This window comes from Pantoea eucalypti (assembly GCF_009646115.1).
In the GTDB taxonomy this organism is placed as follows: Bacteria; Pseudomonadota; Gammaproteobacteria; order Enterobacterales; family Enterobacteriaceae; genus Pantoea; species Pantoea eucalypti.
Map to the genome: position 1 here is coordinate 2,401,808 of NZ_CP045720.1, position 23,747 is coordinate 2,425,554.

General features: G+C 46.9%; 22 protein-coding genes and 6 pseudogenes. All 28 read right to left on the reverse strand.

Annotated features, from left to right (window positions below; translation table 11 throughout):
- Nucleotides 1-86 precede the first annotated feature (86 nt).
- A complete protein-coding gene (locus tag EE896_RS11125) occupies nucleotides 87-314 on the reverse strand; it encodes a hypothetical protein (RefSeq protein WP_140915549.1) in 228 nt (75 codons plus the stop codon).
- Entirely contained in the window at nucleotides 307-450 is a 144-nt protein-coding gene (locus EE896_RS22880) for a glycohydrolase toxin TNT-related protein (RefSeq protein WP_153574562.1), read from the reverse strand. The genes EE896_RS11125 and EE896_RS22880 overlap by 8 nt, the downstream gene beginning before the upstream one ends.
- Nucleotides 437-684: pseudogene (locus EE896_RS11135) on the reverse strand (DcrB-related protein); the annotation flags it as partial. The pseudogene EE896_RS11135 and the gene EE896_RS22880, both read right to left, overlap by 14 nt.
- 86 nt (nucleotides 685-770) lie before the next feature.
- Nucleotides 771-1,193: a hypothetical protein gene (locus EE896_RS22600; RefSeq protein ID WP_238343216.1), complete on the reverse strand. Its 423-nt coding sequence runs from the start codon at nucleotides 1,191-1,193 to the stop codon at nucleotides 771-773.
- A gap of 84 nt (nucleotides 1,194-1,277) precedes the next feature.
- On the reverse strand, nucleotides 1,278-1,547 hold the full coding sequence (locus EE896_RS22605) for a hypothetical protein (RefSeq protein WP_003850782.1): 270 nt from the start codon (nucleotides 1,545-1,547) through the stop codon (nucleotides 1,278-1,280).
- A gap of 215 nt (nucleotides 1,548-1,762) precedes the next feature.
- Nucleotides 1,763-2,479 (reverse strand): hypothetical protein, encoded by a 717-nt coding sequence (locus EE896_RS22610; RefSeq protein ID WP_238343217.1) that lies wholly within the window; start codon nucleotides 2,477-2,479, stop codon nucleotides 1,763-1,765.
- Nucleotides 2,480-2,676: 197 nt separating this feature from the next.
- Nucleotides 2,677-3,465, reverse strand: a complete 789-nt coding sequence (locus EE896_RS11150; RefSeq protein ID WP_140915487.1) for a hypothetical protein — start codon at nucleotides 3,463-3,465, stop codon at nucleotides 2,677-2,679.
- A gap of 172 nt (nucleotides 3,466-3,637) precedes the next feature.
- Complete coding sequence (locus tag EE896_RS11155; RefSeq protein ID WP_140915488.1) at nucleotides 3,638-3,976, reverse strand: hypothetical protein; 339 nt, start codon at nucleotides 3,974-3,976, stop codon at nucleotides 3,638-3,640.
- A 19-nt stretch (nucleotides 3,977-3,995) separates the two neighbouring features.
- Nucleotides 3,996-4,352: pseudogene (locus EE896_RS11160) on the reverse strand (glucosaminidase domain-containing protein).
- Between the two features lie 451 nt (nucleotides 4,353-4,803).
- Nucleotides 4,804-5,181 carry a hypothetical protein gene (locus tag EE896_RS11165; RefSeq protein WP_033762193.1) on the reverse strand — a complete coding sequence of 126 codons (378 nt, stop codon included), beginning with the start codon at nucleotides 5,179-5,181 and terminating at the stop codon, nucleotides 4,804-4,806.
- Nucleotides 5,182-5,641: 460 nt separating this feature from the next.
- Complete coding sequence (locus EE896_RS11170) at nucleotides 5,642-6,127, reverse strand: hypothetical protein (RefSeq protein WP_153574563.1); 486 nt, start codon at nucleotides 6,125-6,127, stop codon at nucleotides 5,642-5,644.
- Between the two features lie 225 nt (nucleotides 6,128-6,352).
- A pseudogene (locus EE896_RS11175) lies at nucleotides 6,353-7,471 on the reverse strand (RHS repeat domain-containing protein); the annotation flags it as partial.
- Between the two features lie 171 nt (nucleotides 7,472-7,642).
- On the reverse strand, nucleotides 7,643-8,224 hold the full coding sequence (locus EE896_RS11180; RefSeq protein ID WP_153574564.1) for an immunity protein Sip4: 582 nt from the start codon (nucleotides 8,222-8,224) through the stop codon (nucleotides 7,643-7,645).
- A complete protein-coding gene (locus EE896_RS11185) occupies nucleotides 8,224-9,186 on the reverse strand; it encodes an Ssp4 family T6SS effector (protein WP_153574565.1) in 963 nt (320 codons plus the stop codon). The genes EE896_RS11180 and EE896_RS11185 overlap by 1 nt, the downstream gene beginning before the upstream one ends.
- Before the next feature lie 310 nt (nucleotides 9,187-9,496).
- Complete coding sequence (locus EE896_RS22615) at nucleotides 9,497-9,655, reverse strand: hypothetical protein (protein WP_238343218.1); 159 nt, start codon at nucleotides 9,653-9,655, stop codon at nucleotides 9,497-9,499.
- A gap of 439 nt (nucleotides 9,656-10,094) precedes the next feature.
- The gene (locus tag EE896_RS11195; RefSeq protein WP_008926138.1) at nucleotides 10,095-10,364 is read right to left on the reverse strand and encodes a hypothetical protein; all 270 of its coding nucleotides are present in this window, start codon (nucleotides 10,362-10,364) and stop codon (nucleotides 10,095-10,097) included.
- Between the two features lie 14 nt (nucleotides 10,365-10,378).
- Nucleotides 10,379-11,326: pseudogene (locus tag EE896_RS22780) on the reverse strand (RHS repeat domain-containing protein); the annotation flags it as partial.
- A gap of 232 nt (nucleotides 11,327-11,558) precedes the next feature.
- Nucleotides 11,559-12,038 (reverse strand): hypothetical protein, encoded by a 480-nt coding sequence (locus EE896_RS11205; protein WP_071591708.1) that lies wholly within the window; start codon nucleotides 12,036-12,038, stop codon nucleotides 11,559-11,561.
- A pseudogene (locus EE896_RS11210) lies at nucleotides 12,035-13,402 on the reverse strand (RHS repeat domain-containing protein); the annotation flags it as partial. The gene EE896_RS11205 and the pseudogene EE896_RS11210, both read right to left, overlap by 4 nt.
- A gap of 171 nt (nucleotides 13,403-13,573) precedes the next feature.
- A complete protein-coding gene (locus tag EE896_RS11215; RefSeq protein WP_039660426.1) occupies nucleotides 13,574-14,155 on the reverse strand; it encodes an immunity protein Sip4 in 582 nt (193 codons plus the stop codon).
- Nucleotides 14,155-14,484 (reverse strand): hypothetical protein, encoded by a 330-nt coding sequence (locus EE896_RS22635; protein WP_238343220.1) that lies wholly within the window; start codon nucleotides 14,482-14,484, stop codon nucleotides 14,155-14,157. Before EE896_RS22635 ends, EE896_RS11215 begins: the two co-directional genes overlap by 1 nt.
- A gap of 292 nt (nucleotides 14,485-14,776) precedes the next feature.
- Nucleotides 14,777-15,172: a hypothetical protein gene (locus EE896_RS11225; RefSeq protein WP_140915787.1), complete on the reverse strand. Its 396-nt coding sequence runs from the start codon at nucleotides 15,170-15,172 to the stop codon at nucleotides 14,777-14,779.
- Nucleotides 15,169-19,352 (reverse strand): annotated as a pseudogene (locus EE896_RS11230) (RHS repeat-associated core domain-containing protein). The gene EE896_RS11225 and the pseudogene EE896_RS11230 overlap by 4 nt, the downstream one beginning before the upstream one ends.
- A gap of 3 nt (nucleotides 19,353-19,355) precedes the next feature.
- Entirely contained in the window at nucleotides 19,356-19,796 is a 441-nt protein-coding gene (locus EE896_RS11235) for a DcrB-related protein (protein ID WP_140915788.1), read from the reverse strand.
- Nucleotides 19,797-19,854: 58 nt separating this feature from the next.
- Nucleotides 19,855-20,286 (reverse strand): hypothetical protein, encoded by a 432-nt coding sequence (locus tag EE896_RS11240; protein ID WP_223296452.1) that lies wholly within the window; start codon nucleotides 20,284-20,286, stop codon nucleotides 19,855-19,857.
- Between the two features lie 17 nt (nucleotides 20,287-20,303).
- A complete protein-coding gene (locus EE896_RS11245) occupies nucleotides 20,304-20,864 on the reverse strand; it encodes a hypothetical protein (RefSeq protein WP_140915789.1) in 561 nt (186 codons plus the stop codon).
- Nucleotides 20,865-20,877: 13 nt separating this feature from the next.
- Entirely contained in the window at nucleotides 20,878-21,264 is a 387-nt protein-coding gene (locus tag EE896_RS22500; protein WP_197739809.1) for an N-acetylglucosaminidase, read from the reverse strand.
- Entirely contained in the window at nucleotides 21,216-23,594 is a 2,379-nt protein-coding gene (locus tag EE896_RS22505; protein ID WP_238343221.1) for a type VI secretion system Vgr family protein, read from the reverse strand. The genes EE896_RS22500 and EE896_RS22505 overlap by 49 nt, the downstream gene beginning before the upstream one ends.
- Between the last annotated feature and the right edge of the window lie 153 nt (nucleotides 23,595-23,747).

Consider the following 23,747-nt stretch of genomic DNA (forward strand, 5'->3'; position numbering starts at 1 on the left):
ACGCTTAGCAGACGACCTTAGATATTACATAACGAAAAGATGAATAATATTGGCCTATCAATTTCACTGCGGCTTTAACATTTTATTTAGCATCCCAGCATGTGTTTTAATCTCGCCAAAAATGCTTTGCATGCGGATTCTTCATCGGCGTAGCATCTTTCGTCAGTACGATGACTTCTTTCACTATAAAATATCTTCCAAAGCAACCCTTCATAGATCAAACATAAAGATTCATTAGATATATATTCAATCGAATAGCTGTCCGCTGGAATATCCATAGATGATAACGTTTTGATTAATAACTTCTTATCCACATTGCCTTCCTGTTTTAACTTCTTTTAAATGTCCGGAATCAATTATAGACTTCATTGATTCTGGCAAAAGATATTGTACACCTAAACCAATCTCACCAAACCAGGGTGCTATTTTACTTTCTGGCTCTCGGGACATTATCCACACCCGCCATTACGCGTACAAATTCACTCTGCTGGATATAACACATCTGACTCCGCAACGTGTCCCAATGACGCTTCAATTCTTTTCCGCATCACTGTCCTCAGCAATAACACCGCGGCTTACAACCCCTGCCAGCCCACTGGCTTCGTCGCGGAGAATATTCATGGTGGTGTCCTGCCAGGCAGCAGGAAAAAGCGAAAAGGCGCCCTCATTGAATTTGTAATTCATATTGGTGGTCCGTTTTATTAATTTTTTATGCTGGGTGGAATCAGGCTATGGAATTCGCCATCAAAGTTATCGGCATTAGTGAGTAGCTATGTATTATCACGCGCAACTTTAATATCAAAAAGCTGATGTTTAATATGAGGATCGCCACCACAACTGCTGTCGTGATGATCTTCACGAACCGTGATGACAAAGAAACGTTTATTACTGCTATCGTCGGGATCGTACCGCAGGCAGTTATCATCGAGGCTGGTCAGGTGCCAGGTATGAATCGCTTCCGTGGCGGCAATGATAGCCTGGTCAGCGCTGATTTCGCTTTGCTCTGCACCCAGGTCTGTTTTCAACATGACGGAGCTGAACTCCCCCTGGTCAATCTGGAACATTAATTGTTTCCCGCCCGACGTGTGTACAAGCCAGTGCTGATTATCACTATTATCCTCTTTTCCTGGTCCATAGGCTTGTTGAACCTGTTCCGTGCTATCACCTACCCCAATATTCTGGGCCGTTGGCACGCTGGCACTTCTCAGAAGGATCTCAGCCAGAACCGTATGGCTGGCATCTCCAGCCGCCGCAGCGCTGAACGACTCAAAGCCGTCCTAGCTAAGCTGAAGATAGTTGTACTGCTGATTATTGATGGCCACTTTTCCGGCCAGAACTGAACTCAGGGCCTTGCCTGCGCGTACGAAATTTTCGTTGCTCCAGGTGTCACCTGAAGTGAAAACATAATCGTTCAGCAGAACGGAAAAATCGCCCTCGTAAAGAGCAGGAAGAGACGATTCAGTGCTGGATTCTGCACTTGCAATGCAGGATAAAAACAGGATAACAGGCACAAATATAAGACTGGCGAAAAAACGATTCATAATCATTGGATTTTATCAGAGCCAGGGGCTTAACATAATAAGTCACATTTATTCACTAATGCAGCGTAAAAAAATCACTAAATATTAAATATTTACATTTCAAAAATATTTGTTGGGTGGAGAGAAAATATCACCACCCCAAGAAAAATCACAGCATCAACCAAGGTTATTCATAGCATTTGAAAAGAAGTAATAATATCAAATGAGAATCATAAAAATCATCACTCCCACTTACCATCCTGCTGTGCGAGTGTTTTATTTCCCTGCATTACCTTCAGCACAAGCGGATTAAAGCTCACAATATAATCTACGGTACCATTTGTGAAAATCATTCCTTCCGCTTTTGTTGCATTAACAGGTTGCGTGGTTTTACCTTCAAGAGTAATTTGCTTCCCATCTTTATTTCTGAGCCCAAAGTATTTAATTTTATCACATACTGTATAAAACTCTCCGCAACCATTGACTAAGGTAATAGTGAAATCAGATGTTGAAAAAACTTTCATCTTCGATTTTAAATTTCTCTGATTAACTTCTTTATCGAGTGTATAAGTTTTTGGTGCATAAAACTCGCCATTCTCAGGGTCTTTGATTAATTTCCATAAAACTTTATTATCTTTAAATTCTAACTTTGCTTTACCCTTCACCCCGCCAAATGAAGAATCAAATTCAATCAAAGCATTTTTATCATTTGCAGTGCCTTTGATGTTGATGTCATTATCATCAGGGCAATCTATTTTGTTCCCGCCTCTGATAACATAACAATAACTACCCATTATGTTATTATTATTCTGTTTTAATTTTAATGTTAACGTTGAATATAACGACCCATTATCATTTTTTTCCTGCCCACTCCACTGGCCGGTAAAGTGTTCAGAAGCAAACAAGGATAATGAAGATGTTGACAATAAAACCGCAATGCTAAATCCAACTTTTTTCATTTAATTAACCTTGAAATTTCAGATGCTAATTAACCCTGTTCTTCCAGCTGTTGATATAAAGCTAATAAATAACTACAACTGAAAGCAGCAAGATTAATCAAACCATATTTATTTTTAATGATATTTTATTTACATGTGCTGTGAATAATCCCGTGCAATAGTGCGCATACATGAAACACCATCACGCAAAAATTTAACTACTCGGAAATATCCATCCACTTCCCGCCTTCAGACAGCACGATTTTATTATTAACGACAACCGTAAGATTACTCATTACATTGTTGATAATGTATGTTGCATCATTATTACGGAATTTATAACTCAGTACCGGGCAGAATGCTTGACCACAATCACTTTTCATGGCTTTGCCTTTTAATCTGACAAGTGCCCCATCCGATTTTCTTACACCCTCATAACTAACGTCATTACACTTCGAACCCACAGCGCAGAGTGACGTTATTCTTATTTTGAATTTTGCCGTCTCGAAAAATCCCTCACTATTACTTTGCATTTCTTTTTTGTTTTTTGCGCGAGTAACTGATTGTTCTTTATCAAAACGCTTTACCCAACTCGCAATATCTTCCTGCATTTTACTACTTGCACGATCATTGCTTACATAATGTATATTATTATCTTCAGGCAACATCCATGCAGCATAGACTTTACCGTCAGGCTGTATAACAAATGCTGAAGCCTGCACTAAATAAAGATCCTTTAACCAGCCCTCAACGAATATACCACCACTCTCTGTTTTGTGAGGCTCGCCAAAAACATCAAAATTCTGGCTGAAGTTAATGTACTCACTACCTAGCACAGACTTCAAACTGGAAACGACTTTCTGGTTATTAAAAACATTTGAAACACTATTCAGATTATTATACTGAGAATAAAGCGTCTGGGTATCCGATGCTGTTGCAACACCTATTGAGCAACCTGTAACAAAAACCAAAAAAAATAACCTAATAAATAAATTCATTGTATTCATCTGAAACCTTTAACAATTCTGCAGCTTCATTAGTATATCGTCTGGTCAGGCCATTTGAATGATTCTCAGACGCGAACAGGAATTCTATGGCTTTACTGATAGTCTGTTTATAACAAGATCCCTGTAAGCCCGCGCCCAGTTTCTAGCTATCCTCGTTCAGGTTTAAAACTAATCAGCCAGGATTATTGTAGTCAGGAGCTAAGCCCTTGTGCGTTTCAATCAGTCTGTTTTTTTTAACCCACCCCATAATTTGATCATCGTTGTTTGAGAGGTACATGACGCGGTAAAATCCATTCAGTTCAACGTAAGCATAAAGATGATCATTGGGTATAACAAAAATTCCTTTCAACAAACATTTTTCATCAGGCGCTGAATAAAACAGCAAATGCCCTTTCCCTCCAACTTTATATAAATTATCGGTATTATCAAGCTGAACCCCATTAGTAATACCTGACTTATCTAACTTTTCGCAAAAATCATTAGCTAAAACTGACAGGGGAAAAACAATCATCAACGCCGTTAAAATCTTATCATATAAGACCTCTACCTTTCATAATTCCGATAAGTTTTTTAGCATAATCTGGATCTGTTGCATAGCCTTTCTTTTGAAGCCCCTTCGCCCATTGTATAGGAGCTTAAGATTTAAAAAGACTGCTGCAACGCTTGTTGTCCATCAAAAATTGACCATGTTGCTCAATGCTCTCTTCAACCGACCTATAATTGGCAAAACTGTAAACGATCTTTACTTTTTTACCCTTGATAATTTCATGAGTAACAGTTTCAGAACCAAACAACTTTGATTCCAAAGGTATTGTTACTGCCAGTATTCCTTTTCTTAACAACAGGAACCAAATCCCCCAGCTTGACTCAAGGATTAACTGAGCCATAGTAACTTCGGCCGGGACGCCTGTTTTTTTCACTAACCTTAGCTCTGCGGGATAAACTTTATCAAAGAAAGCTTATTTATTCACGGGCAACGGACGCGCTTTGCGAGCAGGGCTTCTTGCTTCAGGTGCAGCGGACGACTTAGCCGCAGCAGAGACACCCGCCTTATCATCGAACCTCAGCGCGTCAATATTAAAGTAATAAGTTATGTACCTTTGAAATAGTCAACATATGTTAATTCTTAAAATCATTACCTGCATCATTACAATAGTCGTTAAAAAACATATATCATTACCGATTTATTGAATAGAAATATTATATCCCCTCTTATATATCACCTGACTTTTACCATTTTCATATTTATTAATAACTTGTCTCGGTTCTTTTTTCTCGTTATATTTGATATTATTTAAAGAGGCCATAACATTCTAACTACACCTAAATGTCATAATATTATTTATTAAGACTTTCATCATCAAACAAACCTACAAGATAAGACGCATATCGGGCAGGTTGTGTTTCCTTGTAAGTAAAAACAACTACTATGTTATGCAGCCCATTTGAGCATTTTGTTTTCAGCACTCTCAGTGGGCTATTTTTATATCTATATTCTTTAATTTCGCCTTCAATAAATTTCAGTCCTTTAATGCCGCCGACTATATGTGTTCTTTTTCTTTCGTCAAACACATCTAAACTTTCTGAGTTGTACAACCCAAAATAAACAATACTATCACAGCAAGGACATTTTACTTCCTTATCATTCTTCAACAAAGCATCTTCAAAACCATCATGAATTAATCTAATTTCACTCTGATAATTAACTATTTTCATAAACCCCTCAAAAAGCTGTTTTCAGCTAATTTATCAATATTAAAAAGGTCTCATGTTGAGTTGCTTAACCCGGCTGTACAAACCAAAGAATAGCTGACTCATTATCAACCGGCAATAGTTTCATTATTTCATAAGTCGAATAGATTTTTTTTAGCGTGCTACCCTCTCAAGAACAGCACCAGATCGCATTATTTTTTTCTCAAACAGCTCGTTCTGAAGATTTGTTCTTCCAGAGTTTAAAAACTGCCTAGAATGGTGTAGTTTTTCCATCCTGATAAAAGTGCAGAGTCTGATTTTTAAAATCTACTTTATTTTATCTAATAATCACTGAATCATTTTAGATTGCATTTTAAAGTAAACATGTAAACAAGTTGATTTTTTATAAGAAAAATATTGCATTTTTTAATATGCATCTTTCTTTAACTTACCCAACCTAACTATTTGTTATTATAATTTTGTTTTATAACCCTGCATCCCTGGTTATATATATACCATGGTTAAATGACCTTGTCTCATATGAAACTGACACGTTCCCCCAGGGAAAACCCCATCTAACGACTTCAGCTTTAATAAAATCAGGACTCCCTAGTTCAAGAGATGAGCCAAGCCATTTAGATAAGTCTCTTACTGATTCATTTAACATTTCAATGTCAGCTCGCCTATCCCAATCATTTAAAGAATGATAATATTCATTTCCTTTATCCACAAGTTGAACCATGAACGGTAAATTAAAAATTACTGGCCTTATATGAAGTTCAAACTCTTTATTATTGAAAATTATTGAGTCGATAAGATAATGATGAGGCATCAGGCTTTTTATAGAACCTGAACTTTGTAAGCTGTTGTAAAGCTCGCTTTTACAAAAAAGCTCTTCACTTATAATTTCCAAATATTTTTCATCTATGACTAATGTACCTGTAGTTGGTTCAAATTTTAACTTTTTCATATAGCAATAATCTTCCCTGGGATTATGAAATACCTAAATTTCTCTGGTACAAAGAACTGAAGCCCCCCACCATCACCATAAATTTTATTTACTACTGCTCTGCCATAGGCAACATTAATATCCTCGCTTACATAAAATGCTCTTAATTTTGTACGAATTGGCCAGCGTGGACCTAATTTAACTATCAAAGCCAAGTGATAACCTAACGGATTATTTCTGTATTGTCTAACAGTAGGGAATGTCACTACATATGCAGGTTTTTGGTCTGCGATAGGATAAATAGCATAGAGAATTGTACCTTTTAAAGCTTCCTGTTCTTGTAAACATCAATTTCTGGATAATCGGGATTTTTTGTTCTTTTGACTTCGTTACTTCTTTCGCAGGGTTTTTACACTTCATCACCCCCCACGGATCCACCCACCCTAACGCATCCGGCGCATACTGGTAGAGGTTGATCCCGCCCGACAGCCCTATCGGATCCTGCTGGGTGAACCGTCCGCTGTCCGGGTCTTAATAACGAAACAGATTGTCGTACCGTCCGGTTGATTTGGCCCCTGGGGCCATCGCTGAAGCGATGTTCAAATTTGCTCAGGCATATTTGTACCGGTCCAGGTACTGGCCCCGCATACGCAGGTTCTGCTGAACGACAGGCAAGCTGCTGACTGGACTCGCACAGCAGCTTGCCCCACGGGCTGTTAATGCCTTCCCAAGCTTTTTGCACTTCACCGTCAGTCAGCGGCTACGGCATTCCGTTGGCCGCATTATGGAACCAGTAAATCTCCGGGCTTTCAACACCATCAATACGGACCAGCGGCCCATAGCTCTGGCTGTCGTTGTGTACATAGGTCAGCGGAATACCGTCGTGGATTTCCTGCAGCAGGCGGTAACCTTTGCAGACAAAGCACATCGTTACGGCATTGCCAGACGGTCTCCCCTGTAACAGTTGCTGGCTGGTTTTACTGATGCGACATCCCAACGGATCGTAACGGAAACTCACCTTTGTGCGCGGCTTTTTACGGTCCCGCGGCTCGCTGATCACTTCCGTCAGGCGATGCTCACTATCGTAGCGATAACGCCAGTGGGTCTGACCGTCATCCTTCCCGGGTGTGATAACCATGGATATCATTTTTCCAGCGGATATAGTTCACGGCGGTTATGCATGATGTCTGAACCCGTATGGGGCAATCCAATGGGTTGCCTGCATTGTCCCGTCGCAACTGCTCAAAACCTGGCTGCACGTCATTATAAGGCAACAAACAACCTGCATTATCGTAGTTACATGATGTCTGCTGAAAAGATATCGTCGCACTCTTCAGGGTTGAGGTTGTTACCTAAATCGAAATCAAGCCAGGGAAACCTGAATATCGCAGAGCTATTCTCATCATCAATACTCACCAGGGAGTAACTTACATCTGGCTTTTAGTTTCAGGCCTAAGGTTTGAGAGAAAAGTGGATGGTATGACGAGAGTCGCGGAATGGATATTCCGCGATAACAGCACTACAGACCCGTATGGGTTATTTCATGCGACGCTGCCGGGCGACGCTGGCAAGGCGTTGTGTCCGGCAGTAAATGGCAAACAGGACGAAACCCTGCCCATTCAGTACCCAGCGAGCACCCACTAAAGCAGCGAGTGCCAGAATCAGCCACAGGCCCGAGTGGCTAGCAGTAACAACGCTGTAGCTCAGGAGTAAAACAGTCGATATAAGCAACATTGCACAGACGTAAGCCAGTCCCGCCACACCAGTTGTATGGCCCCGCGCAAGCAGGTAACTGGCCGTGAGTATCGCGCCAATAACAACAATTGAGGGAACAAAAAAACTCAACGCATGTATCTGTGGGCTCAGAGGAGGTAACGCGTGCAGAAATGTCAGCAGATTAAATGCAAATGCAACCAGCAGCAGCATCAGCACTATTGCAACGGGGAAGCCATTTTGCCGGGGCAGCGCCTCCGAAGGCTGTTTAAAATAGCGCTCAAGCTCTGAAGTAGATCGGGCAAGTATGGAATCATCCTGCCGTGCGATTGCCTGATCTATTTCGCGCCCCTGTTGCAGGAGTTCAGTGATATTACGTCCAATAAGCCATGATAAAAATTGCATTAAATTACCGCCAGTGACTGGATTGTTCCCACGATGTAGCGTCCGGTGCGCGGGACGTTACCTGGAGCAGCAATGATACCACTGACAGCACTGCCAGCCACAGCCGCTGCACTGGTGACGACCTGTGCGAGTTGCTGAACAAGTTCTTTTTGCACCGGCTCTACAGGGAAACGTTTTGGATAGAGTCCTGCACGGATGGCGGCTTTGAGCTCTTTATTAGTTATACCCGGGTTTTGTGCCTTGATGATTAATTCAGTAAGCCGCGCCCTGTCCTGCCTTGGATAGTTCCTGAGCCACTCCGTAGCTTTTAAAGAAGAGACCGATTTCATCGCTCGCCATGTTGCCAGGGCTTCTTTTAATGCACCGCCCACACTGGCAAGTGAAATAAGGTCAAGAGACGTTGAAGTGGCAACGTACCACTCCTGAGAGTCCAGCCACGCGACGTTTTCACCACCGTTTTCGACGAGATCATAAACCCGGTAGATACCATTAATACACTGCACACCTGTTGCCGCAGCACCGGCATAACCAATGGCGACAAGCACGCCGCTACTGCCAGCCGTTATCGGCGTTGCTGAAGCACCGATAACCGCCACGCCAGCGGTGATAATCATGGCACCACAGGAAAGAACGGTCGAGGCAATCTCCGTGCCCATTGAGGTCGCGCTGACTGCTTCACTCAGTGACTTGCCCGTATCAGACGCTGTGGCTTGCTTAGGCGTTTTGGTCACAATAAGATGTGTGACGATACCACTTTGGCCATTAGGATGACGCTGACCAGGCCGGACAAGATAACGCTGTGCGCCATCTGCATAGATGATGCCAGCCTGATAAAACTCCCGGGTACAATCCATTGCTGCACCCAGCGCTTTGAAATCAAAATCAGGTGCCCCATAACCGGTTAGTCTCGCGATGTCATAACCCGGTAAGTTATTTTCGGGATTCATTCCTGGCAGGTTCATTTTATCTCCTTATAGGCTCAACAGGGTAAAAAGAGAGTTTTTTAGATATTGAAATGCGAAATGGAAAAACCATTGTTACCGCACCAAAACTTCATATCATTATGCAGGTGATATAATAACAAGCTTACCTTTTTTGATTGCACAAAAAAACAGCCATTCCATTACTCAACTTTGACTCAAAAGCCCTAATAGAGGACTTGCATTCCATATAAAGAAAATATTTTAAAAATAATCATCATCTAAACATGGCAATTAAATACCCACTGTAAAGCGAAGCACAACTCGACATTCACTTGAATTAATTCAAGCATCACTGCCAAAAATTAAATAACTGCTTCCAGATTTCCATCTCCTCATCTGTAGGAAGACTAAAATCACCTATAACCTTACGATAATTCATAAAACAAACATCTATAGCCCGTATTGAAACTGTTTTATTTTTACGACTACCATCAATGATAGCGTTCATCTCCTCACGATACTCTTCATTTTTAATCCTTTTTTGGAAAAATGTTTCAAGAAAATCTAAAACCTCACTGTAGGAAAAAAATCTATCATTCTCTCTCCGGTAAAATATCGATTTTATCGAACTCTATTGCCCTATAACCAGCATACATCTGTTGGATATTTACAGCACCATATCATGGATGCTGATCATACTGTAGTAAACAATGGATGTAAGATTATTTATAATTATATTTAATTTAAGAATAACAATTTCCAATCTAATTAGAATAAAGTGACAACTATCACATTCTAGTCAGTAAAAAGAAACAAAGCCAATAAAACTTAGTTAAAGCACTCTCTTATTTTACTAAGTATACAACAATATAAAAAGGTATAAGCGCAACCACAGGATTCGCCCACCTCTTTTCATTAAGGCAAAGCCATTAATACTAAAGCAAGAATTAGTTGCTATCCAAATATGCATCGACAGACTTTTCAATTTTGCTCATTACATCCGTTATTGCATGGAGGTAATCGTTATACATCTCAGCATAGCGACGCGGAAAACCTCTTAAAGGATTATTCATAATACTGTTATTCATAACTTTAACTTTAAGCAACTTCAACTCATCAATAAATACTATTAACCTCCCTTTATTTTCGCCATTCATAACTCCTTCTATGTAAGAAGATGTCTTATCTATTTCAACCAATAGTTGTTGCTTGTTCATAGTTAATTTCTCAATTATAAAAATCTAACATCAGTTATCCAACTGACAGGATATCCGTGCGGAAGCAGTATCTGGTCCACCCCACCCTCAAGAACTGCACCAGATTTCATAATCTGCTTCTCAACTTTCCCAATCTGAAGAATCGTTCCTTTCGGGATTTTTAAAGTTGCCTCGAATTGTCTGGTATTTTTCCATTCCGGTAAAAGTGCAGCATCTATTTTCGCCTGAATTTTATTCAGCGCCGGAGATGTACCAACAAATGAGCCATCTATTTTCGCATTACCACCAAAAACGCGATACAAGGTCACATCCTCAGTTGTTAAAACTGTTTTATATTCTCCATCTTTGAAAGAATCCCTTATCCAATCAGGTAATTCTGCCTTATCAATTTCTTTATACTTTCCTTTAAGACTACACCTACTCAAACCCCAAGGATCCACCCATCCCAGCGCATTCGGCGCATACTGGTAAAGGTTAATCCCGCCCGCCAGCCCTATCGGGTCCTGCTGGGTGAACCGTCCGCTGTCCGGGTCATAATAACGAAACAGATTGTAGTGCAGTCCGGTTAATTCGGCACCTGCGGTGCCTCACCCCCCAGGGGCCATCGCTGAAGCGATGTTCAAATTTGCTTAAGCAAATTAGTCCAGGTACTGGCCCTGCATACGCAGGTTCTGCTGAACAACTGGCATCCGCTGGCTGGACTCGCGCAGCAGTTTGCCCCACGGGCTGTTGATGCCTTCCCAGGCTTTTTGACCTTCACGGTCAGTCAGCAGCTCCGGCATCCAGTTGGCCGCATTATGGAATCAGTAAATCTCCGGGCTTTCCACTCCATCCATTTGCGCCAGCGGCTCATAGCTCTGGCTGTCGCTGTAAACGTAGGTCAGCGGAAAGCCGTCGGAGATTTCCTACAGCAGGTGAGAACCATCTAGCATAAAGCACGGGATTATGTAGCTGCCCGAAGGTATTTTCTAAATCAAATTTAGGTTGTTTTACTTATGCGACAACAGAGCTGATCTGTAGCAATAAAACCAGCGGTTAAAACCATTAATATTTTCAGATGGAGCAGTAATGAAAACCTTATTGCCAGCGGCTACAACTCCATTCTGAGTCACGTTTAACCTTCAAATATTAGTGCATCATCATGATGATTTTACACAAATATTTTACATTGAAATATAAGCAAGACATGAAGATTTAAATTAAGCTCCATTTAATGTATATCCCGCATTCAAATGCGTTTGTATCTGACTGCACTGTTATTTCTCCCCATGTAAAACTCCAAACATGACCATAAGGAGGGTTTTCTATTGTACCTTTATAATTACTAGGGTATCTATTTAGCACCCATGCAAACAATCTACTCTCTTCTCCCTTTAAAATATTTAAGTTTGCTCTTTTTTCCCAATCATTCATATTCTTAAAAAATTCACCAGTTTTGCTGGTAAGAAAAACACTACCCTTAATTGAAAAAACGGATGGTCTGAACTCCACAAAAAATGGTTCATTATGCCAAAGGACATCTTTTGAAAAAAAATAATATTTCCCAAAAGGTGTCAAATCATCAGCACATTTAAAAAATGAAGAATTAGTAAAGGCACTGTAAGAGGAAAGATCTATTTCATTTCCATCAATAAGTAAAGCTCCATTTGACTCGTCTAAATTCATTTTTTTCATATGTCAATTACTTTCCCAGGTTTCAGTTTAAGTCGGGCTTCTTCCGGAATATAGAACTGCAGCCCCCCTCCCTTACCATGTTGAGGATTAGCTTCAGCACGTCCTCTGGCTACATATATATCTTCTGTAACAAAATATGCTCTTACCTTTGAACGCATTGGATATTTTGGGTCCAATTTAACCTGCAAAGCCTCATGATAGCCAAGTGGATTACCTTTATATTGTCTGACAGTAGGATGACTCACAGTATAAGCAGGTAACTGATCTCCATTCGGATGAAGCGCATAAAGTATCGTCCCTTTTTTTATAACTGTATTCTCATAAACATCTATGAATGGATAGTTATCGTTATGTGGCCCCTGCCACTTAGTTGCTTCTTTCGCAGGGTCTTTACACTTCATCAACCCCCAAGGATCCACCCACCCCAGCGCATTCGGCGCATACTGGTAAAGGTTAATCCCGCCCGCCAGCCCTATCGGGTCCTGCTGGGTGAACCGTCCGCTGTCCGGGTCATAATAACGAAACAGATTGTAGTGCAGTCCGGTTAATTCGGCACCTGCGGTGCCTCACCCCCCAGGGGCCATCGCTGAAGCGATGTTCAAATTTGCTTAAGCAAATTAGTCCCGGTCCAGGTACTGGCCCTGCATACGCAGGTTCTGATCGTAGCCCGGCATCCGCTGGCTGGACTAGCGCAGCAGCTTGCCCCACGGGCTGTTGATGCCTTCCCAGGCTTTTTGTCCTTTTACTGTTAGTCAGCAGCTCCGGCATTCCGTTGGCCGCATTATGGAACCAGTAAATCTCCAGGCTTTCCACGCCATCAATACGGGCCAGCGGTTCATAGCTCTGGCTGTCGCTGTATACATAGGTCAGCAAAGTGCCGTCGTGAATTTCCTGCAGCAGGCGGTAGCCTTCCCACACGAAGCGCGTCGTGACGGCGTTGCCAGACGGTCTTCCCTGTAATAGTTGCTGGCTGGTTTTACTGATACGACGCCCAAGCGGATCGTATCGAAAACTCACCTTAGTGCGCGGCTTATTACGGTCCCGTGGCTCGCTGATGACGTCCGTCAGGCGATGCTCACCCTCGTAACGGAAGTGCCAGTGGGTCTGACCGTCATCCTTCCCGGGTGTGATAACCATGGATATCATTTTTCCAGCGGATATAGTTCACGGCGGTTATGCATGATGTCTGAACCCGTATGGGGCAATCCAATGGGTTGCCTGCATTGTCCCGTCGCAACTGCTCAAAACCTGGCTGCACGTCATTATAAGGCAACAAACAACCTGCATTATCGTAGTTACATGATGTCTGCTGAAAAGATATCGTCGCACTCTTCAGGGTTGAGGTTGTTACCTAAATCGAAATCAAGCCAGGGAAACCTGAATATCGCAGAGCTATTCTCATCATCAATACTCACCAGGGAGTAACTTACATCTGGCTTTTAGTTTCAGGCCTAAGGTTTGAGAGAAAAGTGGATGGTATGACGAGAGTCGCGGAATGGATATTCCGCGATAACAGCACTACAGACCCGTATGGGTTATTTCATGCGACGCTGCCGGGCGACGCTGGCAAGGCGTTGTGTCCGGCAGTAAATGGCAAACAGGACGAAACCCTGCCCATTCAGTACCCAGCGAGCACCCACTAAAGCAGCGAGTGCCAGAATCAGCCACAGGCCCGAGTGGCTAGCAGTAACAACGCTGTAGCTCAGGAGTAAAACAGTCGATATAAGCAATATTGCACAGACATAAGCCAGTCCCGCCACACCCGCTGTATGGCCTCGCGCAAGCAGGTAACTGGACGTGAGTATCGCGCCAATAACAACAATTGAGGGAACAAAAAAACTCAACGCGTGTATCTGTGGACTCAGAGGAGGTAAAGCGTGCAGAAATGTCAGCAGATTAAATGCAAATGCAACCAGTAACAGCATCAGCACAATTGCAACGGGGAAGCCATTTTGCCGGGGCAGCGCCTCAGAAGGCTGCTTAAAATAGCGCTCAAGCTCTGAAGTAGATCGGGCAAGTATGGAATCATCCTGCCGTGCGATTGCCTGATCTATTTCGCGCCCCTGTTGCAGGAGTTCAGTGATATTACGTCCAATAAGCCATGATAAAAATTGCATTAAATTACCGCCAGTGACTGGATTGTTCCCACGATGTAGCGTCCGGTGCGCGGGACGTTACCTGGAGCAGCAATGATACCACTGACAGCACTGCCAGCCACAGCCGCTGCACTGGTGACGACCTGTGCGAGTTGCTTAACAAGTTCTTTTTGCACCGGCTCTACAGGGAAACGTTTTGGATAAAGTCCTGCACGGATGGCGGCTTTGAGCTCTTTATTAGTTATACCCGGGTTTTGTGCCTTGATGATTAATTCAGTAAGCCGCGCCCTGTCCTGCCTTGGATAGTTCCTGAGCCACTCCGTAGCTTTTAAAGAAGAGACCGATTTCATCGCTCGCCATGTTGCGAGAGCTTCTTTTAATGCACCGCCCACACTGGCAAGTGAAATAAGGTCAAGAGACGTTGAAGTGGCAACGTACCAATCCTGAGAGTCCAGCCACGCTACGTTTTGACCACCGTTTTCGACGAGATCATAAACCTGGTAGATACCATTGACACATTGCAGGTATGTTGCGGATTTTGTTACTCAGACTTTTACTTTCTTGAAAAAATATTATGAATATAAGTCATTGGATATGATAAACCCCGAAAAGATCGCTTATTATAAACAGTATTTAATAATTTCAAATATCAGGATGCTTATTATTAATACCCAAAACTTCACGCCCCCAACGTAACTCCTCTTCTGTTTTTTTTCTTAATTCTAAAACCACATACCCTAATAGGTCTTGTAACTTATTGTTAAAGTACAATTTGAAAAAATACCTCCGATTTTTTATGTTAACAAGGAAAACTACATCATCATGATTTTCCTTCAACCCAATAATTAAGTTTTCTAAACCTATCGCATTTAGCCCTGAACGTTTAGCATTCTCATAATGAACTTTCATCAAACGCAATTCATTTTCTCTACTGCATTCAAAAGCAGCAATTTTATTATTACCGTTCTCGTTCAATAAATGCTTATAAACCTCAGGGAAATGCTTATCAATTAGCTTAGACACTTTTAAGTCAATCATGGTAAAAACACCTCCACATCGCCAAACCGAACTCCTTTCATTAATATCTCACGTTCCATCCATTCATCAAAAGAATATTCCCACGACCAAGCATCACTTGGTTTAGGCGCGCCCGTTTTCACTCTGAGCACAACACCGTCTGCTCCGGCAAATCCTCGCGCTACAGCAGGATCATCAGTCCAGGAAGTGTATGGACTATTTCCAGACACACCACCAAAGTTATGCTCTTCCGGAGATATTTTAGAAGACACATTACCCGGTACAACTTTTCCATTCAAAGCATTATCCCATTCAGGATGACCTTTATGTATCCCTCTATAATTATATTGTCCTTGTTCAGCCTCAGGTAACCGCTTGGTTGGTTTAACACTACACCTACTTAACCCCCAAGGATCCACCCACCCTAACGCATTCGGCGCATACTGGTAAAGGTTGATCCCGCCCGCCAGCCCTATCGGATCCTGCTGGGTGAACCGTCCGCTGTCCGGGTCATAATAACGAAACAGATTGTAGTGCAGTCCGGTTTCCCGGTCCAGGTACTGGCCCTGCATACGCAGGTTCTGATCGTAGCCCGGCATCCGCTGGCTGGACTCGCGCAGCAGCTTGCCCCACGGGCTGTTGATCCCTTCCCACGCTTTTTGCCCTTCCCTGTCGGTCAGCAGCTCCGGCATCCCGTTGGCCGCATTATGGAACCAGTAAATCTCCGGGCTTTCAACACCATCAATACGGGCCAGCGGTTCATAGCTCTGGCTGTCGCTGTAAACGTAGGTCAGCGGAATGCCGTCGTGGATCTCCTGCAGCAGGCGGTAACCTTCCCACACAAAGCGCGTCGTGACGGCGTTGCCAGACGGTCTTCCCTGTAACAGCGGCTGGCTGGTTTTACTGATGCGGCGTCCCAGCGGATCGTAGCGAAAACTCACCTTAGTGCGCGGCTTATTACGGTCCCGTGGCTCGCTGATGACGTCCGTCAGGCGATGCTCACCATCGTAGCGATATCGCCAGCGGGTCTGACCATCATCCTTCTCAGTGGTACGGCCATGAATGTCATATTGCCAGCGGATACCGTTCAGTTCTGTGACACGGTTATGCATCACGTGCGCGGCACTATGGCGATCCAGCGGGTTGCCTGCGCCATCCCAGCGCCACTGTTCATTGCCCGGCTGTGCGCCGTCCTGGGACAACAGCCGGCCGGCGTTATCGTAGTTCCATAACGTCTGGCTGAACGGATTATCGTCACGCTCTTCACGGATCAGGTTGTTGCCGTAATCGAAGTCGCGGCGACGGGACCAGACGCGCGGCGCAGGACGCTGCGCGTCTCCCCTGAACACGTCACGGCGGCGCAGTCTGCCTGACCGATCATATTCACTGCGCATGGTCAGGCCGCCCTGTGTCCGGCTCAGTTCCCGATGCAGCGTGTCACGAGTAAACTCGGTGACCGGCAGGTTGTCTAACGCGATGCTCAGTAAATGACCGCTGCCATAATAAAGCTGCCTGAGATTGCGACCATCCGGCAGTGTTAAGGCTGTGCAGTTACCCAGCGCGTCATACTCCCACGCCAGTTTGCCCTGCTCTCCCTGTTCAGCAACGATGCGGCCCAGCGCATCATATTTAAATGTGATCTCCTGCTCGGCCTGCTGGCTCCACTCCGCGTCAGACAGCGGCAGATGCTGCGACACTTTACCCAGCTGACCGCCGCCACTGTAGTGATAGCGCGTCTGGCCTTCCGGCGTGGTCCGCGCCAGCAGTTGTCCCGCACGGCTCCAGTGGTAGCGATGGGTGATGGACTGAGGGTGCCCGGCGGCAAAGGTACGTGATACCGTGCGGCCCGCTGCGTCATAATCATATCGCGTGGCAACGCCATCCAGCCCGACCTGAGCCAGCAACAGAGAATCCGCGCCCCACTCGAACTGATACTGCTCGCCGTTCTCGTTTTGCAGCGCCGTCAATCGGCCACGGCTGTCCCAGCTTCGCTGAACCGTCTCACCCTCTGCATTGCGGCTGGCGATCAGTCGCCCGACGTTGTCGTAACGGAATTCACTGCGCTTGCCATCAGCCGATTCATAGGCCAGCGGCAGTCCACTTTCACTCCAGTGCAACCGCTCTTCCCATCCTTCTGCGCGTTCCAGCTGAAGAGGACGGCCTGCTGCGTCATAGTGATAACGGGTTTCTTCACCATCCGGCGCGATGACAGAGCTGAGCCATCCCAGGGGATGATAACGGTAGCGCGTGGTCAATCCTGAACAGTCGGTTTCACGGATAACCTGGCCGGCATCGTTAAACTCCCGGCGGTAGCTGTTACCCGCTGCGTCGATCTCCTCGACAACCAGTCCGAATTCATCCCGTTTATAGAGCGTGCTTTGCCCGAGCGCATCAACAACGCGCTCAAGGCCATGATGGGGATCGTAATAGTACTTCGTGGTGGAACCGTCTGCTCCGGCAACCACTGTCGGCAGCGAACGGTGGGACAGCCATTGCACAGCCTGCACACCGCCGTCAGCATCTTTCTCTTCAATGCGGTTGCCCAGATCGTCATAGGTGAAACTCACCGCGTTGCCCAGCGGATCGATGCGGCGCGTCAGGAGTTCGTTTTCATCCCACTCATAACGCCACTTCTCGCCCCGCTCGTCGATAAAACAGGTGATGAGGCCCGCAGCATTCCAGTGATGTTCGCGCTGCTGACAGTCATAGGTTGAAACCCGCGTGATGCCCGCCTCAAGGTCGTAATGCATGTGGCAGCCATCACCGGTATTGGTGCGGTTCTCAACCACGCGCCAGTGATCCAGCTTCTGCCAGCGATATTCGCTTTCCAGCCCGCCGGGCAGCTGATGCCAGACCATTAACCCGTCGTCGTTGTAACGGAAGCGCCGCGACACAACGCCAGCGGCATCAGTGACGCTGGCAAGCTGGCCCTGTTCAGTGTATGTCCAGCGCGTCAGGGACCAGTGCTGATTGCCATCAAAATGGCTGGCTGATGTCGGGCGCCGCGCGTGCTGTTTGTCGTCGTAGTGCAGCGTAACGTCAATCGCCAGCGGCGCGTCATGAATACGCACCAGACGAGCCTGTTCATCCCACCCCATCTCCAGGGCGTTGCCGTACTCATCACTCAGTGAAGCCAGACGCAGCACCTGCGGGTCAGCAGCCGTGCGCCGGTACAGACGCCAGACCGCACCGTCGTCATCGGCAATGGCGATATCGCCAGAATCATTGCGCCGCACCATCAACCCTTCGCTGATGCTGTAGAGCACCTCTTTTTCACCAGGAACGTCAAAGCTCAGCTCGCGCCCGTTGTCATCAAACCAGGTCGCCCGATTCCCTTCCAGCGTCAGGTAACTGTCAAACACCGTGGCCCAGCCCTGACCGAACAGGCCGGCGCGCAGGGCATGTTTTTGAGGATCTGACTGGGGCGACCACGGATCAGAGAAAGGCCGATCATCATCACAGCCAGGCCCGGCACCTTGCCGCTTTTGATCTCTCTGACCGTGACCGTTTCACCACCAATGATGACATTGGGGGAGACGTCGTCACTCACGGTGGCATCACAGGTGGTTTTATCCTTTGCGCGCACCGCAGGCTGGCCATTGATAAAGACACTTTTCGATCCCTGCGCCAGATATTGCGGTCCACTGTGTTTTTCACAGGCCACTTTGTCCTGCTCCAGCGGAGAGGTACCCGCATCGGCGGAGGCGACCGTAGGTTGCCACATTGCACTGCCAAACTGGCCCACCGCAGAGAGCAGCATGCCGCCGTAGTCGGCAAAGCTCTTCGGCGATTGCGGTTCCGGTGGCGGTGTCTCACCGGGCGTGAGCATCCCGGCCGCACGCACGGCTAAAAGACCATTTACGTAGACGTTGTCTGAACCGCTGGATATCACTCCGGCGGGTGACGGCGGGAATATCATGTTTCCCAGCCCATCGGCCGCTTTGCTGATCTCCTGTGACAGACCCACGGCATTGGCCAGTATACCGCCAAGAATACCGCTGAGCAGGCAACTGTTACCCACGGCAGCGACACTCGCCGCTGCCGCCCCTGTACCCAGCAGTGGCGCTGCCGAGACGATAGCAGCACCCACTGCGGCACCAATGACGGCATACGCCGCACCTTCTGCCACAATGCTGGTGATATCAGCAAAAATGCTGGAGTGAATGATCTCATCGCCCACGCGGGCCGCAGGATTATCCATAAGTTATGCTTTCCGTGGCGTGTTCAGAGTCAGGCTTTGTTTAAAAGCACTCCAGCGCTGTCCGTCTTCTTCATTGAATGGACGCATCGCGGAGAGCGTAAAAATCATTAAGGTGTTCGAGTCCGGCACCTGCGTAGCCAGCTGTTTCTGCCACACGGCCTGCCCATTACGGTCAAACATAGTTTCAACTTCAATTGCGTGTAAGGTGTTATCTACACCCGCCATCACGCGTACAAACTCACTCTGCTGGATGTGACCCATCTGACTCCGCAACGTGTCCCACTGACGCTGGAATTCTTTTTCCGCATCACTGCCCTCAGAAATAACACCACGGCTTACAACCCATGCCAGCCCACTGGCTTCGTCGCGGAGAATATTCATGGTGGTGTCCTGCCAGACAGCAGGAAAAAGCGCAAAGGCGCCCTCATTGAATTGGTAATTCATAATAGATTTCCATATGGGGAAAGTAAAAACGGGATGTTATTAACAGCAGAGGAATTAACTATTTATTTTCATCATAATTGGGTGCGATACCAGTATGTGTTTCAACTAATCTGAATTTCTCGACCCAGCCATTAACCTGGTTTCCGTCATTGGCCACATACATTACGCTGTAATACTTTCCATATTCGACGTAAGCATATAATTCATTGCCAGGCACCACAAAAACATCTTTTTCTGCACAACGGCTATCAGGCGCAGAATAAAACTGCAGCCGTCCTGACCCGCCAACCTTGTAGACATTATCTGTATTGTCGAAACGCACGCCTTTTGCGTTGGCAGAATCACTCAACATCGGGCATGCGTTATTGGCAAGCACGGTCAGAGGCAATGAAAAAACTATTAAAGGTAAAAATTTAACCATAACTACTCTGTCATTTTTAACAATAATGATCACATCAGAGATATAACATAATTCAATTCCGCGCAACATATCACGCAGAACCCCTTTCAATCATCCGTATTAATCGTCATCATAATATGACTGACTTTTTTATGCTCTAACTGAAATGACATGCGTTTGTGATCAGCGTCATAATATAACCAGTGTTGATTATCACTGTCATCCACTGTGCCCTGACCATATTTACTAACCAGCACATCCTGGCTATCGCCAGGTCCTACGCCTCTTGCTGTTTTGATCGCAGGCGTGTTGATGGTGATCTGTGCAATAAGATAGCTGTCGATATCACGCTGCTCTTTTTGCCAGAACAGGTTTGCAGTGTAGATTTCAAAACCATCATATTTGTGCTGGTAGTACTTATAGCTGATGTCACCGGCAGGCACATCGCCAACAAAGTTTTCACTAATCTGCGCGCCCACCTGCTTCTGAGTTTCATCGCTCCATTTATCACCTAATGTAAAAGGATGATTATTGATTTTCACGCTAAAGTCAGCGGCTGTTAAGGCTGCAGGGACTGTGAGGCTTGTCGCCGCAGTAGCCAGATTTACCTGAACGGCAGGGAACAGCAGCGCAAACGACAACACTGCCTTTCTCATAGAAAAAATCATTTTTATCAGTCCCTTATTTAAACTCAGGTATGTCATAAGAAAGATTCGCATTCGGAAAACTGTCGAACATTTTCTTCATGCTGGTTGTCTGAGCAGTAGCCCAGTTAACATCTGTCGCATACTGATGTGTACCCGGCGAGGCCGGATTCCAGCGCATTTTATACAAAGTATTCTGACCAGAGCCAACAAACTTATCAGATATCCATTTAGCGCCGCCGTCAATCGCCTTTTCCGGCGTTGTCCAGCCCTGCTTATAGGCATAGTTAGCACCGGTTTTTACCGCATTGCCATCAAGCGCGCCGATACCGTACATATTGTAAACTTTGGTTCCATTAACCATGACACCTTTAGCTAACTCACTGGTGCCATTTCCCGTCTCCAGCGCGGAATGCGCGGCCAGGTATGCCTCATTGACATTATATTTTTAGCTGCATCCAGGTAAGTTTGTTCCTGACCGGACAGCGTGCCTTTATCTTTAAGGAAAGTGCTCATATCCTCTTTGCTAATCCCGGCTGAGGAGGAAAGATCCACAAACTGATATTTGTCTTTGCCTTCCATGTGGTTGGCAGGATCGACATATTTTTTAATATCATCCTCGGTTGCGTTTACAAAGCCTTTTTTGGTTTTATCCCATTTCACTGGCGTGGCTTTAAGTCCTTTTTGCTTTTTGACCATTTCATCTACCGAGTAGTCATATTTGCTCTTCTTATCGCCAGAAGCAGAATTGGCCAACGGTGCAGCCGCCCCTTTCGCCGGTGCCGCCGCAGCCTTTGGTGCAGCGGGCGCGGCCTGGCCTTTTTGCTTCGGCGGGAACAGGTTCTCCACCGCCTGGCTGATGTTCTGTTTATGACTGGAGCCCGGTGCGCTAGTGCCTGGCTTCGCACCATCTGTGTTCAGGTTCAGTTTGCCGCCAGAGGTGGTGATGTGACCATCGCCCTGCACGAAAATATTGAAGCCTTTACCCACAATATTAATCTGGCCATTCGCATTGAGTTCGATAGCGCTCTCTCCGCATTCAAGGCGAAGTTTAGTGCCCGAACCCACAACATAGGTATCGACTACCGCATCAAGCTTGCCTTTACCGGTCAGCCGCTCTTCGCCCCCTTTTACGCCGTGGACGCGATTGGTTTCGACCCGATACAACTCATTGCCGCCCGCATAATGGCTGTGATTGTTGGCGACGGAATGGCTGGCGTCATTTTTAACATGGGTATCCATGTTTTTCTGCGCCTGGATCCACAGGTGTTCCTCACCCGCCTTATCCTCAAACCTCAGCGCGTTCGCCGTGTCCGCCGTGCCATCCTTCGACCGGCTCAGAAAACCCATCTGCGTCGCCGCCGCCGGCAGCGCCCACGGCGGCATGCTCGCCTCGTTGTACACCCGGCCGATGATCAGCGGACGGTCCGGATCGCCGTTGATGAAGTCCACCACCACCTCGTCGTTGACACGCGGGATCTGCACCCCGCCGAACCCCTGGCCCGCCCAGGCGCTGGAGACGCGCACCCAGCAGGAGCTGGTGTCGTCGCCCTTCGCCAGACGGTCCCAGTGAAATTTTACCTTCACCCGCCCGTAGCGGTCGGTCCAGATGGACTCGCCTTTCGGCCCCACCACCTTCGCGGTCTGCGGACCGTGCGTTTTCGGCCACGGCGTCTCCGGCGGTGTGCGGTACGTCACCGACGACGGCAGCACCGTGAAGCTGATGTTGTGCCGGCTCTCGCCGGTGTCGCCGCTGGCGTAACTGTTCTCGGCGAAGTCATAGGTCGCCGAGGTCACCAGGTATTCGCCGTTGTCGCTGAAGTGCGGTGCGTTGATGATGGCGAAGGTGAAGCCCGGCGCGATGCCGGTGGCGGTGCCCGACCCGCTGACGCTGTGGTGCTCGGCCTGCCCCACCTCCTGACGGATGCGCGCGTAGGACTCGCCGTGGCTGTGGTCGACAAAGTGGCCCGGCCAGTCGTAGACGTCCACCGAGCCCGGCACCGGCGACGCCGGGTTCTGCCGCGCCTGCAGCATCCACGCGTTCGGTTTGCGGAAGTCGTAGTCGTCGGTGCTGTAGATGCCCGGCGTCACGCTCTCCGCCAGCGACCACTGGCTGATGCCCTCCTCCGTCACCACGCCGCCCGACGGGGTGACGTGATAGGCGATGGTCTCATAGCCCGGAAACGCCTGATGCTGGTCCGGCGCGTCGCACAGCACCAGCGTATGCCTGTCCGCCTCGTGGCGGAAGAAGTAGTAAATCCCCTCCAGCTCCATCAGGCGGCTGATAAAGTCCAGGCTGCTCTCCTGATACTGCACGCAGTACTCCCACACCCGGTAGCTGCCCGCCAGGCGCGTCTCCACGCTGACCGCGTACTCCTTCAGCAGCGTCTGCACAATCTGCGGCACCGTCTGGCTCTGGAATATGCGCAGGTTGCGGTCGCGCCGCATCGGCCACAGGTCCGGCTCAACCGTCAGCTGGTAGACCGCGTAGCGGGTGCCGCTCAGCTCCTGGCTGCGCACCGCCACCCGGGTGATTTTGCCGTTGAGGTAGCGCGGGCCCAGCGCGTTCATCAGGCCGTCGGTCGGCAGCGTAAAGGTCACCGGCTTGCCCAGCAGGGCGTGACGGTCGATGCGCGCGTCGGTGGCCAGCAGTTCGGCGGTGAGCATAAAGGGACGGGACAGCGTCTCGGTGCCCGTGAGCGTATGGAACAGCAGGCCGTCCGCCGGCAGCTGTGCAGTAATGCGTGAGAACATGATGATTTCCCGGACAGATGGTAATCGGTGAATTAACCCGGGTATTGCCCGAGGTCAGGCAATACCAGAGGGTCAGACAAGCGTCTTTTATTATTGCAGCGGATCATATGACGAGTTAAAAATAGATGCCTCAATACTCATTGCTACGAGGCG